We start from the raw sequence: 16164 nt of genomic DNA on the forward strand, positions 1-16164 counted from the left end.
TGACCGTCAGGCGAGATAGCGCGCCAGATAGCCTTCCATCGCGTAGAGCGCGCAGAGGGCGAGGCTCGACCACACCGCCGCGGTGAAATACAGGAACATCCAGGTCAGCTCGCCCTTCCAATGCGCGATGTCGTGGGTCACCACCCAGCGCGTCGCGACGTCGTGCAGGCCTTCGAGCAGGCCGAGGAACTTGTTGCCCTCGACGTGCCCCGCCCGCCAGCGGCTGAGATACATCGGCACGTCGACGGTGACGAGGAAGGCGAGGAAGCAGGCGATGCCGACGATGCCAGCGATCAGCGCCCAGCGCACCACGCCCTGGAATTCCGGCATCAGGCGGCACAGCGCGATGCCGGCAAGAAAGAAGGTCACCGCCCACAGCGAATTCTCGATCGCGTTGTAGAGATAGTTGGTGGTGACCACCGCGTACCAGGAGAAGCACTCGGCGATGATGATCACCGGGACAATCACCCAGGCGATATTCACCGCCGTCTCGGCCCCGGTCATGGTGCCGAGCTGATGCAGGATGATCGCCCATTGCGCGGCGAAGCAGATCTCGGCCACGGTCGCGACCGAGCGTCCGACGAAGACGCTGGAGAGCCAGGTATCGAACAGGCAGATGCGCTGCACGTCGGCGCGCGGCAGCACCGAACGGAAAGCGCAGCCGAACACGTAGCCGGCGCACAGCAGGAACATCAGTCCGATGTCTGAGCCGCCACTGAGGCTGGCCGCAGGCGTCGGATAGAACTCGCGATAGAGCATGAACCAGACGAGGATATTGGCGCTGCTCACAAGCGTGAGAGATCCCCACCACCACGCCAGGGGATTTGACCGCGCCTGCCACTGCAACATGAACCGCTCCGCAAAATTATCGATCTGACATGTCGTCGTAATAATCCTGTCACAGAACGGCATGCAATCACGACAAAAATCTGTGTGCCCGCTCATTCCAGCAGTGCGCAACGTGCAAAAGCGCGGTCCATGAGGTGTCCACATATCGGGCAATTTTCGCGGGGTCAGCGAATATATTGGACATTCAGCCTCCATTGTCTGATATTCCGGGATGGCTCCGACTGACTCATCCAAGCCGCGGCGCCCGCTCTCCTCTGCCGCAGCCGTGCTGGCCGAGAGCGCCGATGACGCCGCTTTCGCCACCACGCTGGCAAAGGGGCTCGTCGTGCTCGAGGCGTTCAAGGCCGGGAGCACGCTGCTGGGCAACATGGAGCTGTCGACGCTGACCGGCCTCCCGCGCCCGACGGTGGCGCGGCTGACCCATACCTTGGCCGAGCTCGGCTATCTCCGCTACGACGCCGAGCGATCGAAGTACCGCGTGGGTCCGCGGGCGCTGCGGATGGCCCATCCCCTGCTCGCCGGAATGCAATTCCGCCAGGTGGCGCGGCCGATGATGCAGGAGCTGGCGCACAGCGTCCGCGGCACGGTCTCGATCGGCCTGCTCGATGCGACGTCGATGATCTATGTCGAGACCGCGCGCTCCGGCGATGTCGGCCCGCACGTGCCCGATATCGGCATGCCCATTCCCGTCGCGATGACCGCCATGGGCCGCGCCGCGGCGGCGACCTTGCCGTCCGCCGATGCAGACCGGCTGGAACGCAATCTCGCCGGCGAAGATGCCGCCCTGTGGTCGGCGGTCCGCGACAAATACCGCGCTGGGATCGCGCAATGCAAAAGTCGCGGCTTCTGCACCTGCTGGGGCGAGTACATCGCCTCGATCCATGCCGTCGCCGCGCCGCTGTTTCATATCAGCGAATCGAAACAATCGTTCTCGATCAATTGCGGCATCCCCGCCTTCCGGCTCCAGCCTGGGCAGCTCGAGGGCGAAATCGGTCCGCGCATCGCGGCGCTCGCCGACAGCATCCGGGCCATGGCCGACACGGCGATTCCGGCGGCCGAGACGCGCAAGCAAAACAAGAAGAGCGCCAGGACATGAACAAACAAGCTGGCGCCCCATCCCCGGGAGGCCATCATGACCATCACACGCCGAGCACTGCTGGGCGCCGTCGCCGTCTCGGTCTCACCATTTTCCTTACGCGCTGAGGACGTTTGGCCGTCGCGCATGGTCCGGCTGATCTCGCCTTACGGGCCCGGCGGCTCAAACGACATCTCGCTGCGCTTGTTGGCCGAGGAGTTCGGCCGCAGCCTGCGCCAGCAGTTCATCGTGGAGAACAAGCCCGGCGCCGGCACGCGCATCGCCAACGACATGGTCGCGCATGCGCCGGGCGACGGCTATACCGTCCTCTATGTCGCGGCGCCCTACGCCACCGCCGAGGCGCTGTTCGGACAACTGACCTATGAGCGCAAGGATCTGCAGCCGGTCGCGATGGCCGTGATCGCACCGCTGTTCCTCATCATCAGTGCGGACGCGCCGTTCAAGACGCTTCTCGCCTTGATCGCCTACGGCAAGTCAAAGCCGGATGGACTGACCTTCGCCTCCCCCGGCGCCGGCTCGCAGCCGCATCTTGCCGGAGAGCTCCTGTTCCGCGATGCCGGCGTCAAGGGTCTCAACATCCCGTTCCGGGGCGATGCGGCCTCCTACACCGAGCTGCTCGCCGGACGCGTCGATGCCACACTGACCGCGCTGCCGACCGCCCTGCCCTACATCCAGAGCGGCAAGTTCACCGTGCTGGGCGTCGCCTCGGCCGAGCGCAGCGCGCTCTATCCGCAGGCGCCGACGCTGCGCGAACAGGGTTTTCCCAACGTCGCTGCCGCCGGCTGGTACGGCTTCATGGTGCCGTCCACGACGCCGCGCGCCGTCGTTGACAAGTTCCAGGCCGAGGTGCTGCGCGCGCTCGCCGAGCCTGCGATCAAGGACAAGCTGACCGCCCAGGGTCTCGAGGTGCGTGCCGGCACCGCGGCCGAGTTCGGCCAGTTCATCGACGCCGAGACGCAGAAGTGGACCAAGTTGATCCGCGATGCCGGTCTCAAGGGCGAATAGGAAGCCGGCGCTGCTTCTCCCACTGGCGTGAGACGGCGAGCGCCCGCTGGCCGGCGCCTAGCGCCCCTCGGCATAACGGCCGCCGCTGCGGATGAGATCGTCGCGTTCCTCGGCATGGTGCTGGTATTCGGAGATCGCGCGGTTGGCCATGCGGATCCGATTGGTGTGTCCCTCCTCGACCATCACGGTGATACGCTGCGCCAGGAACACGCAGGCTTCGAACTCGTCGCGGATGGCGCCCGTCCGCACCAGAAAGTCCCAGGCGATCTCGTAGGCCTGCTCCGCCGCGGGATTGCGGTAGTCGCTGAAGATGATGTGCGTCATCACTGCCAAAGCCTGGTAGCAGCGATCGTTCCTATGGCTCGCGCCTGCGAGGGAACCGGCAGTGCCGTGCGTGAATGCGGCCCCGGCGAATTGCCCGCTGGAGCCGTATCACATGTTCAGCCGCTGAAGAATGAATCCAGAGCGCGTTTAGCTCCCATCCGCCGTTCGGGACGATGCGATACATCGACTCTCGAACGGTCACGTCGTATTATCGCTTCACCCCCGCCACATAGGCCGCCAGCTTGTCGAGCGTCTGGTAGCCGTACTCGACGGCCCCGAAGCCGATCATGCCATCGCGCTGCTCGGTGCTGGAGGCCAGCTGCCGCATCATCAGCACGGTCTTGCCGTTGCTCTGCTCGGCAAAGGTGACGGTGAAGCGGAACATGCCGGGATCGTCATCCTGGTCGAGGCCATGATCCATCTCCATCAGCGACGGCCGCTCGATGCGGCGGAAGCGCATCCGGTTCGGATAGACCGTGCCGTCGGGCCCGATCATGTTGAAGCGCCAGACGCCGCCGACACGGACGTCGATCTCGAAGGTCTCGACCTTGAATCCCTTCGGGCCGAACCATTGCGGCAGATGCTTGGGGTCGGACCATGCCTCGAACACCAGATCGCGCGGCGCGTCGATCACGCGCGACATCACGATCTCGCGGTCGAGCGACCATTGCGACAGAGCGGGGTTGGCGGAACTCGTCATCATCAGGAACCTTTCCGTTTGGTTGTTCGGGACGGCCGCTTGGCGGCCGCCCTTTCCTTCTCTTTCTTGAGCTTCATCACATAGGCCTCGAACCGGTCGAGCCGCGCCTCCCAGACCGCGCGCTGCTGCTGGAACCAATCCTCCGCGCCGACAAGCGCATCCGCGCTGAGGCGGCAGGTGCGCACGCGTCCCGATTTCTCGGACTGAACGAGCCCGCTCGTCTCCAGCACATGGATGTGCTTCATGAAGCTCGGCAGCGCCATGTCGAAGGGACCGGCGAGCTCGCCGACCGACGCCTCGCCCGCGCACAGCCGCATCACGATCGCCCGCCGCGTCGGATCGGAAAGCGCGGCGAAGATCTGGTCGAGGTTGGATAATTGGTTAGCCATGAAGCTAACTATACACGCCCGATAACGGGCGTCAATAATTGTTAGCCGGATGGCTCAGTTTTTTCGCCCGGATGAAGCGTTGCGCAATCCGGGGATTCTTCACCTTCGGTCGGTCGGAACCCACAACGCGCAATCGTGAATTGGGACCTTGCGCCCTGCCCGCTAAACCATATCGGGGGGCGCATCAGCATGATCGATCAGAGCACGTGCCGCCCGTTTTCATCTCATCCCCGATCACCCGGCGAGTCTTCGCCCGGGCCGCATCCATTTCGATGGCGATGGCGCTTTGCCCGCGCCGCGCCTCGGCCGATTCCGACATGATTGCGCAGATGCGCGACATGGTCGCCGGCGCGCTGGCGCCGACCGCGACGCCGGACCATGCGGGCGGCCTCGCGGCCGCGCTCTATGCCGGCCGCCATGTCGAATTCTTCAGCTATGGGTTCGCCGATGATGCCACCAGGCGGCCGGTGACGCCCGACACGCTGTTCAACCTCGCCTCCTTGCGAAAGCCGTTCGAGGCCACGCTCGTGGCGCTCGGCGTGTTGCGCGGCGAGCTGCGGCTCGACGATCGCCTGCCGAAATACCTGCCCGAGCTGAGCGGCAACTACATCCGCAACGTCACTGTTGCCCAGTTGGCGACGCACACCTCGGGCCTGCTGCTCCCGACCGACCATCCGCCCTGGCCGAACGAAGAATATACGCGCGAGCAGTTCATCGCCCTGCTCAACGCCTTCACGCCGGCGCCCGGCATCGCACCCGGCCGGCAACGCGTCTACACCCATGCCGGCTATGTGCTGCTTCAACTCGTGCTCGAGCGTTGCTACGGCAGGTCGATCCATGCGCTGATCCAGCACCGCATTCTCCGTCCCCTCGCCATGAGCTCCACTTTCGTCCCCGAGCGCGGCCCGGACAATCGCGCCGTCATGGACGCGGCGGCGATGCAGCGCGTGGTCCAGGGCTATTCCGACCAGGGCATGGCGATCGGACCGATCGGCAATCAGCAGAGCTACTTTGATCTTCCCGACACGGGCCAGATGTTCGCCTCTGCTCGGGACCTTGCCATCTTCGCGGCCGCCTGCGTCGATGGCCGCGCGATCGATCCACATCTGCGCGAAGCCCTGCGGATGACGCAGCGTGAGGCCTTCCGCGTCGACGAAACATTCGGACAGGGCATGGCCTGGGAGACCGTGCGTCTTCCAGGCGTGACCATCGTCGACAAGCCCGGCGGGCTCAACAACGCCTCCGGCTATATCGGCCTGGTGCCGGCGCGGCGGATCGGCATCGTCCTGCTGGCCAATCGCGGCGAGTATCCGCACGAGATCGCCCGCTACAAGATCCTGCCGGAGCTGGCGCGGCTTATCGCCTCACATTGAGGCGGCCGCCTCAGACCGAGCGCGTCAGCCCGCCGTCGACGCGGATGTTCTGGCCGGTGATGTAGGCCGCGCCGTCGGAGGCCAGGAACGATATCGTCGCCGCGATCTCCTCGACCTTGCCGTAGCGCTTCATCGGCACGCTGTCGCGTCGCGCGTCCTGCTGCGGCAGGCTGTCGATCCAGCCCGGCAGCACGTTGTTCATGCGAACATTGTCGGCCGCGTAAGTGTCGGTGAAGATCTTGGTGAAGGCGGCGAGGCCGGCGCGAAACACCGCCGAGGTCGGGAACATCGCGCTGGGCTCGAACGCCCAGGCGGTCGAGATGTTGATGATGGCGCCGCCCTTCTGCGCCAGCATCAGCGGCGTGACCAAACGGGTCGGACGGATCACGTTCAGGAGATAAGTGTCGAGGCCGGTGTGCCACTGCTCATCGGTGATCTCGGTGATGGGGGCACGCGGCCCGTGCCCGGCGCTGTTGACGAGCACGTCGATCCGCCCCCACTTCGCCATCGCAGCCTCGACAAGGCGCTTCAGATCATCGTTCGACTGGTTCGAGCCGGTGATGCCGAGCCCGCCGAGTTCGGCCGCCAGCGCCGCGCCCTTGCCCGAGGACGACAGGATGGCGACGCGAAACCCGTCCGCCGCCAGCCGCCGCGCAGCCCCCGCCCCCATGCCGCTGCCGCCCGCGGTAACGAGCGCAACCTTCTCTGCTGCCATGACTGATGATCCCTTCAGTTGAGGCCAGCCGCAGGCTCGGCCTATCATGAGGCCTTCTACAGCCGGACCCGTCGGCAGGTCCATGGCCCAAGGCATCCATCATCCAGCATCCATCGTGAGCGGCTTGAAATGAGTGATCTGCAGATCCGCAATTTGCGCCCCGACGAAATCGCCCTCGCCGTCGACTGGGCCGCGGCGGAGGGATGGAATCCGGGGCTGGCGGATGCCGCCTGCTTCGCGATCCCCGATCGCCAAGGCTTCTTCGTCGGCGAGATCGACGGCGAGCCGGTCGCGACCGTCTCCTGCGTCAATTACGACGACCGCGTCGCCTTCCTGGGGTTCTACATCGTGCGCGAGCGCTTTCGCGGCGCGGGCCATGGCCTGCGCATCTGGAACGCCGCGATCGAGCATGCGGGTGCGCGCGTGATCGGCCTCGACGGCGTGGTGGCGCAGCAGGACAATTACAGGAAGTCGGGATTCCAGCTCGCCTACGCCAACATCCGCTATGGCGGCACTGTTGCGGGATCCGTGAAGCCAGCGACCGATGTCGTTGCGCTCGACAAGGTCCCGTTTGCGCTCGTGCAAGCCGATGACGCCACCGTCTTCCCCGCCGCGCGCAGCGCCTTCCTGCGCGCCTGGATCAACACACAAGGCCACGTCGGCCGCGCGTTGCTGCGCGGCGGCAGGCTCGCTGCATGGGGCGTCATCCGTCCGTGCCGGACCGGCTACAAGATCGGCCCGCTCGTCGCCGACGATCGTGCCGCCGCACTTGACGTCGTGCAGGCCCTGCTCGGAAGCGCGGGCTCCGGCAAGGTCTTCCTCGATGTCCCCGCCGTCAATCCCGCCGCAATCGCGCTCGCCGAGGAGCTCGGCCTCGAGCCGGTGTTCGAGACGGCGCGGATGTATACGGCGCCGATCCCGCCGCTGCGGCTCGATCGCGTCTTCGGCGTCACCAGCTTCGAGCTGGGTTAGCTCAGTAGCAGCGCATGATGTTGACGGTGTGCTCGCTGCCGCCGCGGCCAGGCACCGTCACCTGCTCGGTCGGGCAGCTCGGCACATAGGGCCGATCGGACGGCACGACGTTCGGCGGATAGCGATGCGTCCAGTCCCAGGGCACATCATAGGTGTAGGTGTAGCGCACATCGGCGGAAAGCGACTGGTTCACATCGGCGAAAGGCTCGCTGTAGCCGGCGCCGTCGTAGAAGTAGCCGCCGCCGCCCGGCCAATAGACCCAGGGAGCGCTGCGGCGGTGGAACCGGGCACCCGGCCCGATCGGCGGACGTGCCGCAGCGGACGGAGCAGCAGCAGTTGCGACGCCGGGCGCGGCGGCGCCAGCAGGTCTGGCAGGACTGTCACTGGAGCTAAGCAGCAGCGCAGCTGCGCTGAGCGAGGCGAACAACGCCCCATATGATCTGGCAATCATGATACGCACCACACTCGTTTGGCTTCGCGATAGCGGCTCCCCGCAGGGAGGCTAGGCCGGGCTGTCGTCCACCCGCAAACGTATAATTAATTATTGGTTAAGGCACGCGAATAACCGGGAACAGGGCGCGGCAGAACGCCCGGAATTCCCCTCTCTCTTCAATTACTTCGTGCGTCAGCGCCCCCTGCTGCTTGATTGAATGGTTGCGGCCACAATCCCTTGCGTAGCCCGACGGGCAAAACACCCAAAATGCCGGTCAACCCGGGTCGCGCAAAATATTCCGCTTTACCGAAATTCGGAAATGACGTATGTGACGCGCAACCCGGCCCAAGGAAGAGGGGCGTATCGCGATCGTCACGAACGCGGGCCGGGCGGCGGTGGACGCGGACCACATCGGCGCGAAAGGGTTTGCAGGGCGGGCAACCGTGAGCAAAGACCTCGTGCCAACGACGGGTGCGGTTCGCGTACGGCAAAATCGTGTGGTCCTGGCGCCCGGGGTCTGTGCGCCAAGTCTTGCGGTGATGTGTGCTGCCCAACCGGGCGATACGCATCAGCTATCCGAGAAGGCGACGGGGGCAATAGTGCATCGCTCCCCGGGGAGAGCACGACATAAGCCGTTCCAACCACTGCGCAGGGAAGGCCGGATGTTTGGCTCCACCTGTATGCCGCTGTGCAAATTCTTCGTTGCCACCTTTCGCACAGTGGACCGTGGGTGCCCGGCCGGCACCCGGTCTTCCCTGCGCCCTTTTCCCAGAGGGTGAGGTGTGGTCATGCAAAGCTCGGGCGAATGCGCAGCGAGGATGCGTATGCACGTCTGCAACGAGACGCCCGCCGTCATCGCCCGGTTTAACCGGGCGATCCAGTACTTCGAGACGGTTGTGGTTCAGTCGAAAGGCCGCTGCGTACTGGATTCCCCGCTTTCGCGGGGAATGACAGTCGCATTTGCAGGGCGATTGTCCTGCCACACTCCGTCATTGCGAGCGCAGCGAAGCAATCCAGAGTCTTTCCGCGGATGCAGTCCTGGATTGCTTCGCTGCGCTCGCAATGACGGTGTTGAGGCAGCTGTGTGCCGCAAGGTCAGGTCTCGTGCCCCGGACGCAGCGCTGCTTCTCGTCCGGGACACGAGCGTAGCGCTCCCCCTCCCCAGCCTCTTGCAACGTCCAGGACTCTTGTAACGAAACCGTCATGCAGCGAAACTAAACGAAGCTGTGAGCCGCTGCCGCGGCCATTTGCCTCAGTGCAGGAGAGACTTTGATGCGCCGTTCACTGGTGTTGCTGTCCGCCGGTCTGACCGTGCTGTCCACCGGGCTTTTCACCGGACTTGCCTCTGCCCAGAACAACACGCCCCGCAACCTGATCCTGTTCATTCCGGACGGTCTGCGCGCGCTGAAGGTCACCCCGGAGACGACGCCTGCGATGGCCGAGGTTCGCGACAAGGGCGTGAACTTCAAGAATCCGCACTCGCTCTTCCCCACCTTCACCATGGCCAACGGCTCGGCGATGTCGACCGGCCATTATCTCGGCGACACCGGCGTGTTCTCCAACACGATCTGGACCAACTACACCTCGGTGCCGGCCGGCGGGACGGTGGTCCCCTTCATCGAGAACGACGCCGTGCTTGGCGACATCGACGAGCACTTCAAGGGCGATTATCTCAACGAGGACACGATTCTGAAGCTGGCTCGCGACAAGGGGCTGAGCACCGCGGCGATCGGCAAGGTCGGTCCGACCTACCAGTTCGACCACACTGACAAGCCTGAAAAGCCCGGTCTGCACTCGATCGTGTTCGACGATTCCACCGGCGGCAAGAACGGCGTGGCGCTGTCGGACGAGGTGAAGGACGCGCTGGCCAAGGCCGGCCTGCCCCTCGCCACGCCGCCGCGCGGCGACAATTCCAAGGCGGGCGATGCCAAGACGCCGGGCACCACGGTTGCCAACGTCGCGCAGCAGGCCTATTTCGCCGACGTCGCCACCAAAGTGGTGCTGCCGATGTTCAAGGCGCGCAACAAGCCGTTCGTGCTGGTGTTCTGGTCGCGCGACCCCGACGGCAGCCAGCACAACACCGGCGACAGCCTCAACCAGATCATGCCCGGCATCAACGGCCCGACCTCGATGGCCGGCATCAAGAACGCCGACGCCAACCTCGCCCAGCTTCGCAAGGCGCTCGACGAGCTCGGGCTCGCCGCCTCCACCAACATCATCGTCTCGGCCGACCACGGCTTCTCGACCATCTCCAAGGAGAGCCAGACCAGCCCGTCGGCCAAGGTCAGCTATGACGACACGCCCAAGGACTTCCTGCCGATGGGCTTCTTGGCGCTCGACCTTGCGAAAGCGCTCGACCTGCCCTTGTTCGATCCCAACGACAACAACGCGAAGATCGAGGGCAACAAGCATCCCAAGGCCGGCAATGGTGTGCTCGGCAAGGATCCCATCAAACCCGACCTCGTCGTCGCCACCAATGGCGGCTCGGACCTGATCTATCTGCCGAACAAGGACAAGAAGCTCGCCGCGAAGACCATCAAGGCGCTGTTCGAGCAGGACTACGTCTCCGGCCTGTTCGTCGAGGATTCGCTCGGCCGCTTCCCCGGGACGCTGCCGCTGTCGAGCATCAATCTGCGCGGCAAGTCGGCGACCCCGACGCCGTCGATCGTCGTCAACTTCCGCTCCTATGCCAGCGATTGCGGCGAGGCGCCGACCAATTGCTCGGTCCAGGTCGCCGACACCGTGCTGCGCCAGGGCCAGGGCATGCATGGCAGCTTCAGCCGCGGCGACACCATGAACTTCATGGCCGCCATCGGTCCGGACTTCAAAGCCGGCTATGTCGACGAGATTCCGGTCAGCAATGCCGACGTCGGCATGACGGCCGCGCAGCTCATGGGCCTGCGCAGCTCGCACAATGGCGGCCTGATCGGCCGCGTGATGTCCGAGGCCATGCCCAATGGCGTCGTGCCGAAGGCCTATGTCGGCACGGTGAAGTCGAAGCCCGCCGAGGGCGGCCTGGTCACCGTGCTGAACTTCCAGCGCGTCGGCAGTCAGCGTTATTTCGATGCCGCCGGCTTCCCCGGCCGCACGCTGGGTCTCGAGCCGGACACCGGCAAACAAAAAACGGCGGGGAAATAACCCCGCCGTTCCCTGGCGTCCTCACGTGAGGCGCAAAATCTTACATTCCGATGTCGAACACGTTCGGCAATTGGCCCGCCAGAGGCAGTGCGGTGGCGCCCAGGAAGGTCGCCACCATCGCCATCAGGCGACGGTTATTCTGGCGCTTGCCGCGCATCTGGCCAGCGATCCACTCCAGCATCTCGCTGTTGACCTTGGAGGCATAGGACGGCGCCCAGCTCTCGATCTCGGTGTCGGCGGAGAGCGCGACGCTGCGCGGCGGCACCTTCAGGCCCGAGGCGCTGGCAGCATGATGGGCGACCGCCTTGGCAAGCAGGTCGTCGAACCGGCCGCCGTCGGTGCGTTCGGTCGCGGCCTCGTTGATCTCGAACAGCACTTCGGCTTCAGTGCGGCTGACCGGCTGGTCGTTGACGGCGGTGGAGGTGAGGATGCGCATGCACCAGGCGGTGTCATCGGCGTCGAGCGAGCGGGAGAAATGCACCCGTCCCTTGGTGGTCGGGCCTTCGCCGGTGATCACGCCGTCGCGCACGACGGAAAGGGCATGAGCTGCGGTATCGCGGCAGGACGGCACGAGGGACGACGACTCGGTAGGCTTAGGCGCAGCGGCAGACATAGTTCACTTCCAGACTTCTTCTGATCGGCCAGCATTTTCATGCCGGCGTAAAGGGGTGGTTAACGATTCGATACGGGGATCGCGACTTTTCTAGATGGTTGCCAATTGGTCGCTATCAGGACCAATCTGGTTCTCGAACGCGCTGGGCGAGCGTGATGAAAGTCATAAAAGGCATTATCGGGGCAATCGAGCCCGTGCAGCTCCGGTGGAGATGTTTCGCCGCAGGCGCCGCTGTAACAGAAAGGTGCTAGGAAGTCGGCTCTTCAGGCAAGGAATTCACATTTTACTTGAACCGGTTCACTTGGCCTTTCCAAAGCTCTATACTGGCGGCGACGGCCCAAGATGAATTCATAAGTAAATTCAAAGCGATGAGGTAGAACCATGACACTTCCGATAGGCGCCACCGCCCCTGACTTCGAAGCCGAGACCACTGAAGGGAAGATCAAGTTCCACGACTGGATCGGCAACAGCTGGGCACTGCTGTTCTCGCACCCGAAGGACTTCACGCCGGTTTGTACAACCGAGCTCGGCGCGCTCGCCAAGCTGAAACCGGAATTCGACAAGCGCGGGGTCAAGCTGATGGGCCTCTCGGTCGATCCGGTCGACCGCCATGCCAAATGGTCGGAGGACATTAAGGAGACGCAAGGCGCCGCCCCGAACTATCCGATGATCGGCGATACCGATTTCAACGTCTCCAAGCTCTATGAGATGCTGCCGGCCTCGACCTCGGGCGATCCCCTCACCCGCACGCCGGCCGACAACCAGACCGTCCGCAACGTCTTCATCATCGGCCCGGACAAGAAGATCAAGCTGGTGCTGGTCTATCCGATGACCACGGGCCGCAACTTCCAGGAGATCCTGCGCGTCATCGACTCGCTCCAGCTCACCGCCAAGCATCGCGTCGCCACGCCGGCCGACTGGTCGCAGGGCGAGGACGTCATCATCGCGGGCTCGGTCTCCAACGACGAGGCCAAGACGATCTATCCGCAGGGCTGGAAGGAGCCGAAGCCCTACATCCGCATCGTCCCGCAGCCCAGATAACCCCACTGTCATTCCGGGGCGGTGCGAAGCACCGAACCCGGAATCTCAGAGATCCCGGGGCTGGTCCTTCGGACCATCCCGGGATGACGACCCAGAATTACGCCGCGTGCACGCGGTCGAGGAAGCTCTCGACCTCGGCCTTCAGATGCAGGCTCTCGCCTGACAGCGCCTGGGCGGAAGCAAACATCCGGCTCGACGTCTCGCCGGTCTCGCTGGCGCCCTTGGCGGCGTGACGGACATTGACCGCGACATCGGCCGTGCCTGACACCGCGGCGCGCACGCTGGCGACGATGTTGTGCGTCGCGCTTTTCTGTTGCTCGACCGCCGCCGAGATCGAGCCTGCGATGCCGCTGATGCGCTCGATGGTCTGGCTGATCGCCTTGATGGCGGCGACCGATTCCTCGGTCGCAAGCTGCATGCTCTCGATCTGGTTCGAGATCTCGTCGGTCGCCTTCGCGGTCTGGCCGGCGAGCGTCTTGACCTCCTGAGCCACCACCGCAAAGCCGCGGCCGGCATCGCCCGCGCGTGCAGCCTCGATGGTCGCATTCAGGGCCAGCAGATTGGTCTGCTCGGCGATCGAAGTGATCAGCTTGACGACGTCGCCGATGCGCGAGCCGGCTTCCGAGAGCTGCGCGATGCGCTGGTCGGTCGCTTCGGCCTGCCGCACCGCTTCGGCGGAGATCTCGTTCGATTCCTGCACCCGGCGGGTGATCTCGGAGATGGATTGAGACAGTTCGTCGGAAGCGGACGCTGCCGAACGCACATGCTCGGAGGCGCTTTCGGAAGCTCCCGCCGACTGCGCCGACAGGTCTGCCGTGGCGCGCGCGGCGTCGGTGAGTTGTCGCGCGGCGCGCTCGAACTCCCCGGACGATGCGAGCACCTTGTCGAGAATGCCGCCGACGCTGCCGCGGAACTCCTCGACGAAGCTGCGCAGCTCGGCCTTGCGCTGCTCGGCTGCGGCAGCGGTTGCCGCCGCCTGTTCAGTGCGCAGGCGCGCCCGCTCCTGCGAGTTGCTCTTGAACACCGCGACCGTGCGGGCGATCTCGCCGATCTCGTCGGCACGGTCCTCGCATTCGATCGTGACGTCGCTCTGACCGTTGGCAAGCGCGGTGAGCGAGTGCGTCACCGAGGTCAGCGGCCGGGTGATGCGGCGGACGACCAGCAGGGTCAGGAGCAGCACCAGAAGCGCGGCAAGCCCGGCGGCGGCAGCCATACTCTCCATCGCCTGGGACAGCATGCCCTCGAACTGCGCCATGGGAATGCCGACATAGAGAATGCCGGCGACCTTGCCGGTCCCATCGGCGATCGGGAAATAGGCGGTCATGAACGTCTTGCCGAACAGCGTCGCCGGCCCCTTATAGGCCTCGCCACGTCGCAGCGGGGCCTGCCCCGGATGATCGGCGGCAAGCTGGGTCCCGACCGCGCGGTCGCCGTTTTCTTTTTTCACGTTGGTCGAGCGGCGGATGAACTGTCCGCTCGCCGCGTCGAACACGAACAGGGTCGCGTTGCCGCCGAAATAGGACACCGCCCGGTCCACGATGGCGTGATCCTTGAAGTCGGGCATTTTCGGGATCTCGGCGCGGACCACCGCGCCGTCCCGGATCGTGATCTTGGCTTCGGGAACGGTCTCGGCAAAGGCCAGCGCCAGCGTGCGCAGATTGATCTCGATGTCGCGCAAGGCGCGGTCATTGAAGGCGGATGTCAGCGACCAATAGCCGGCGCCGACCACCAGCGCCGTGTTCATTGCGATCAACAGCACCGCGCACAGGACGGCCTTGGTGCCGAGCTTGAACCGCGGCAGGAACTTCGCCGTTAGAAGATTGGACATGGATGGAATGACCCCCGTAATTCCTGCATAATCGTGCAATTGACTTACGGTCGCATTAACGACGGTTCCCACCGCCGCGCGCGGTATGGTTTCCAACTGGTAAACGACGCCATCCCTGACCCCGCTCAGTCCGCCTCCTGATCGCCTGGCGCGAGGGGGAGACCTGGTTCAGGCAACGCCGATCGAGCTTGCGAGCGCGGGGATCACGATCGGCAAGACCTATCCGCAGCCGATCGTCGATCATGCCAGGGCACGCGAACGCGCACTCGCCGCCTACGCAAAGATCCCCAAAGGTTGAGCGTCGCTTTGACACAATTTCGAAACCCGCTATCGTCATCGCTCCATGCAAATCGTGGGGGACGATATGGACGACGAGAAGCCGATCACCGAACAAGCGATGGAGACGATCACCACTGCCGTGGAAACGACCAAGGACGCGGCAGTCACCGCAGTCAAGCAGGTGAAGAAAGCCGCCAAGAAGGTCGCGAAGAAAGTAGCGCCGAAGAAGGCCGCCAAGAAGAAAACCAAGAAGGCTGCGAAGAAGACGACGAAGAAGGCCGCGAAAAAGTCTGCGAAAAAGGTGGCCAGGAAAGCCGGCAAGTCGAAGAAGAAGGCCAAGAAAGCCAAGCGCTGATCGCACCGGAAGACGTCTCCGGGTGCGGGCGCGCCCGGAGACAGCGCACGCCTATCCTCGCCGTTTGGCTGCACGCCTGCCCGGATGATGCTTGCCTCGGGATCGCGGCTGTGCGCGCCGTCAGGACCGCCGATTGACCACAAACACCGCCGCGGCGCAGAGCGCCATGCCCGCAATCGCAATCGCGTCCAGCGTTTCTCCGAACAGGAGATAGGCCAACAGAGCAGTGACGGCGGGAACCAAGTAAAACAAACTGGCGACCGAGGTCGCCGCGGCGTGGCGGATCAGCCAATACAACAGCCCGATCGATCCGATCGAGAGCGCAACCGCAAGCCAGGCGAGCGCGAGGACGAATTCCCGCGTCCAGTGCACCACGCGATCCTCGAACAGGAAGGCGCCGACCGCGAAGAAGATGGAGACCGCCACGTACTGAACGAGATTGCCGGCACGCCAGTCGATGTGATTGCAGTAGCGGCGCTGATAGAGCGTGCCGAGCGTGATGCTGACCAGCGACACCACCGAGGCGAGCCAGCCGAGCCCGGCTTCGCCGGTCATCGGGCGGTTGTGCAGGATCAGCACCACCCCACCGAGGCCGAGCACGAGTCCAGCCCATTGCAGCGGCGTGACCCGTTCGCCGAGCCAGCGGTTGGCGATGGTCGAGGTCAGGATCGGCTGCAAGCCCGGAATCAGCGCGGAAAGGCCGGCCGGAATCGAATGCGCGATCGCAATCGCGGTGCCGCCCAGATAGAAGCCGTGAACGAGGATGCCTGCGACCGCGCTGTGCACGATGCCGGCGCGGTCCGGCCATTTCGGCCGCGCGATGCCTGCGATGATTGCCATCAGCCCGACCACGATCGCCATGCGGATGGCGAGATAGGTCAAGGGATCGGCATTGTTGACGACGTATTTGGTGCCGATGAACCCGGTGCTCCAAAGCAGCACGAACAGGATCGGCGCGGCGCGGGCGGCCAGGGTTTCTTGATTATGGTTCATTGCCGCCCTCATTGCCCGACCCTTGGCCATGCGGCAATGCGAATTTCGTCGTGACGATGCT

Annotated in this window: 16 protein-coding genes and 1 pseudogene; 8 read left to right on the forward strand and 9 right to left on the reverse strand. The window is 64.6% G+C overall.

The genetic code is table 11. From position 1 onward, the window contains the following. Positions 1 to 6: 6 nt before the first annotated feature. On the reverse strand, positions 7 to 849 hold the full coding sequence (locus tag HZZ16_RS07195; protein WP_197947817.1) for a hypothetical protein: 843 nt from the start codon (positions 847 to 849) through the stop codon (positions 7 to 9). 211 nt (positions 850 to 1060) lie between these two features. Here HZZ16_RS07195 and HZZ16_RS07200 point away from each other — a divergent pair, with 211 nt between their 5' ends. Together HZZ16_RS07200 and HZZ16_RS07205 are read left to right on the forward strand one after the other, a co-directional pair. Then, positions 1061 to 1945, forward strand: a complete 885-nt coding sequence (locus HZZ16_RS07200; protein ID WP_197947818.1) for an IclR family transcriptional regulator — start codon at positions 1061 to 1063, stop codon at positions 1943 to 1945. 36 nt (positions 1946 to 1981) lie between these two features. After that, positions 1982 to 2950 carry a Bug family tripartite tricarboxylate transporter substrate binding protein gene (locus tag HZZ16_RS07205; protein ID WP_197947819.1) on the forward strand — a complete coding sequence of 323 codons (969 nt, stop codon included), beginning with the start codon at positions 1982 to 1984 and terminating at the stop codon, positions 2948 to 2950. Between the two features lie 57 nt (positions 2951 to 3007). On the opposite strand, the gene HZZ16_RS07210 is transcribed toward HZZ16_RS07205, so the two are convergent. The 3 genes from HZZ16_RS07210 to HZZ16_RS07220 form a co-directional block, all read right to left on the reverse strand. Beyond that, complete coding sequence (locus tag HZZ16_RS07210) at positions 3008 to 3274, reverse strand: hypothetical protein (RefSeq protein ID WP_197947820.1); 267 nt, start codon at positions 3272 to 3274, stop codon at positions 3008 to 3010. 208 nt (positions 3275 to 3482) lie between these two features. Beyond that, the gene (locus HZZ16_RS07215) at positions 3483 to 3974 is read right to left on the reverse strand and encodes an SRPBCC family protein (protein ID WP_197948055.1); all 492 of its coding nucleotides are present in this window, start codon (positions 3972 to 3974) and stop codon (positions 3483 to 3485) included. 2 nt (positions 3975 to 3976) lie between these two features. Next, positions 3977 to 4363, reverse strand: coding sequence for an ArsR/SmtB family transcription factor (locus HZZ16_RS07220; RefSeq protein WP_197947821.1), 387 nt, complete (start codon positions 4361 to 4363; stop codon positions 3977 to 3979). Positions 4364 to 4635: 272 nt separating this feature from the next. Between HZZ16_RS07220 and HZZ16_RS07225 the strand changes: the two genes are divergently transcribed. Beyond that, on the forward strand, positions 4636 to 5736 hold the full coding sequence (locus tag HZZ16_RS07225; RefSeq protein ID WP_446479842.1) for a serine hydrolase: 1101 nt from the start codon (positions 4636 to 4638) through the stop codon (positions 5734 to 5736). A gap of 10 nt (positions 5737 to 5746) precedes the next feature. On the opposite strand, the gene HZZ16_RS07230 is transcribed toward HZZ16_RS07225, so the two are convergent. Then, entirely contained in the window at positions 5747 to 6451 is a 705-nt protein-coding gene (locus HZZ16_RS07230) for an SDR family oxidoreductase (protein WP_197947822.1), read from the reverse strand. A gap of 129 nt (positions 6452 to 6580) precedes the next feature. Between HZZ16_RS07230 and HZZ16_RS07235 the strand changes: the two genes are divergently transcribed. Further along, positions 6581 to 7423 (forward strand): GNAT family N-acetyltransferase, encoded by an 843-nt coding sequence (locus HZZ16_RS07235; protein WP_197947823.1) that lies wholly within the window; start codon positions 6581 to 6583, stop codon positions 7421 to 7423. A 1-nt stretch (position 7424) separates the two neighbouring features. Here the strand turns inward: HZZ16_RS07235 and HZZ16_RS07240 are convergent, their stop codons facing one another. Next, positions 7425 to 7874 carry a hypothetical protein gene (locus tag HZZ16_RS07240; RefSeq protein WP_197947824.1) on the reverse strand — a complete coding sequence of 150 codons (450 nt, stop codon included), beginning with the start codon at positions 7872 to 7874 and terminating at the stop codon, positions 7425 to 7427. Positions 7875 to 9128: 1254 nt separating this feature from the next. Between HZZ16_RS07240 and HZZ16_RS07245 the strand changes: the two genes are divergently transcribed. Continuing rightward, positions 9129 to 10994 (forward strand): alkaline phosphatase family protein, encoded by a 1866-nt coding sequence (locus tag HZZ16_RS07245; RefSeq protein WP_197947825.1) that lies wholly within the window; start codon positions 9129 to 9131, stop codon positions 10992 to 10994. A gap of 40 nt (positions 10995 to 11034) precedes the next feature. On the opposite strand, the gene HZZ16_RS07250 is transcribed toward HZZ16_RS07245, so the two are convergent. Continuing rightward, entirely contained in the window at positions 11035 to 11607 is a 573-nt protein-coding gene (locus tag HZZ16_RS07250) for a hypothetical protein (protein ID WP_197947826.1), read from the reverse strand. Positions 11608 to 11988: 381 nt separating this feature from the next. On the opposite strand from HZZ16_RS07250, the gene HZZ16_RS07255 reads away from it, so the two are divergent. Continuing rightward, on the forward strand, positions 11989 to 12648 hold the full coding sequence (locus HZZ16_RS07255) for a peroxiredoxin (protein ID WP_197947827.1): 660 nt from the start codon (positions 11989 to 11991) through the stop codon (positions 12646 to 12648). A gap of 97 nt (positions 12649 to 12745) precedes the next feature. Here HZZ16_RS07255 and HZZ16_RS07260 read toward each other — a convergent pair whose 3' ends face one another. Further along, positions 12746 to 14476, reverse strand: a complete 1731-nt coding sequence (locus HZZ16_RS07260; protein WP_197947828.1) for a methyl-accepting chemotaxis protein — start codon at positions 14474 to 14476, stop codon at positions 12746 to 12748. 169 nt (positions 14477 to 14645) lie between these two features. Between HZZ16_RS07260 and HZZ16_RS38265 the strand changes: the two are divergent. Both HZZ16_RS38265 and HZZ16_RS07270 read left to right on the forward strand, forming a co-directional pair. Continuing rightward, positions 14646 to 14774: pseudogene (locus HZZ16_RS38265) on the forward strand (FAD-binding domain-containing protein); the annotation flags it as partial. 66 nt (positions 14775 to 14840) lie between these two features. Further along, entirely contained in the window at positions 14841 to 15110 is a 270-nt protein-coding gene (locus HZZ16_RS07270; protein WP_197947829.1) for a histone, read from the forward strand. A 120-nt stretch (positions 15111 to 15230) separates the two neighbouring features. Here HZZ16_RS07270 and HZZ16_RS07275 read toward each other — a convergent pair whose 3' ends face one another. Then, complete coding sequence (locus tag HZZ16_RS07275) at positions 15231 to 16103, reverse strand: DMT family transporter (RefSeq protein WP_197947830.1); 873 nt, start codon at positions 16101 to 16103, stop codon at positions 15231 to 15233. Positions 16104 to 16164: the final 61 nt, after the last annotated feature.

The organism is Bradyrhizobium glycinis, from assembly GCF_016031655.1.
Lineage (GTDB): Bacteria > Pseudomonadota > Alphaproteobacteria > Rhizobiales > Xanthobacteraceae > Bradyrhizobium > Bradyrhizobium glycinis.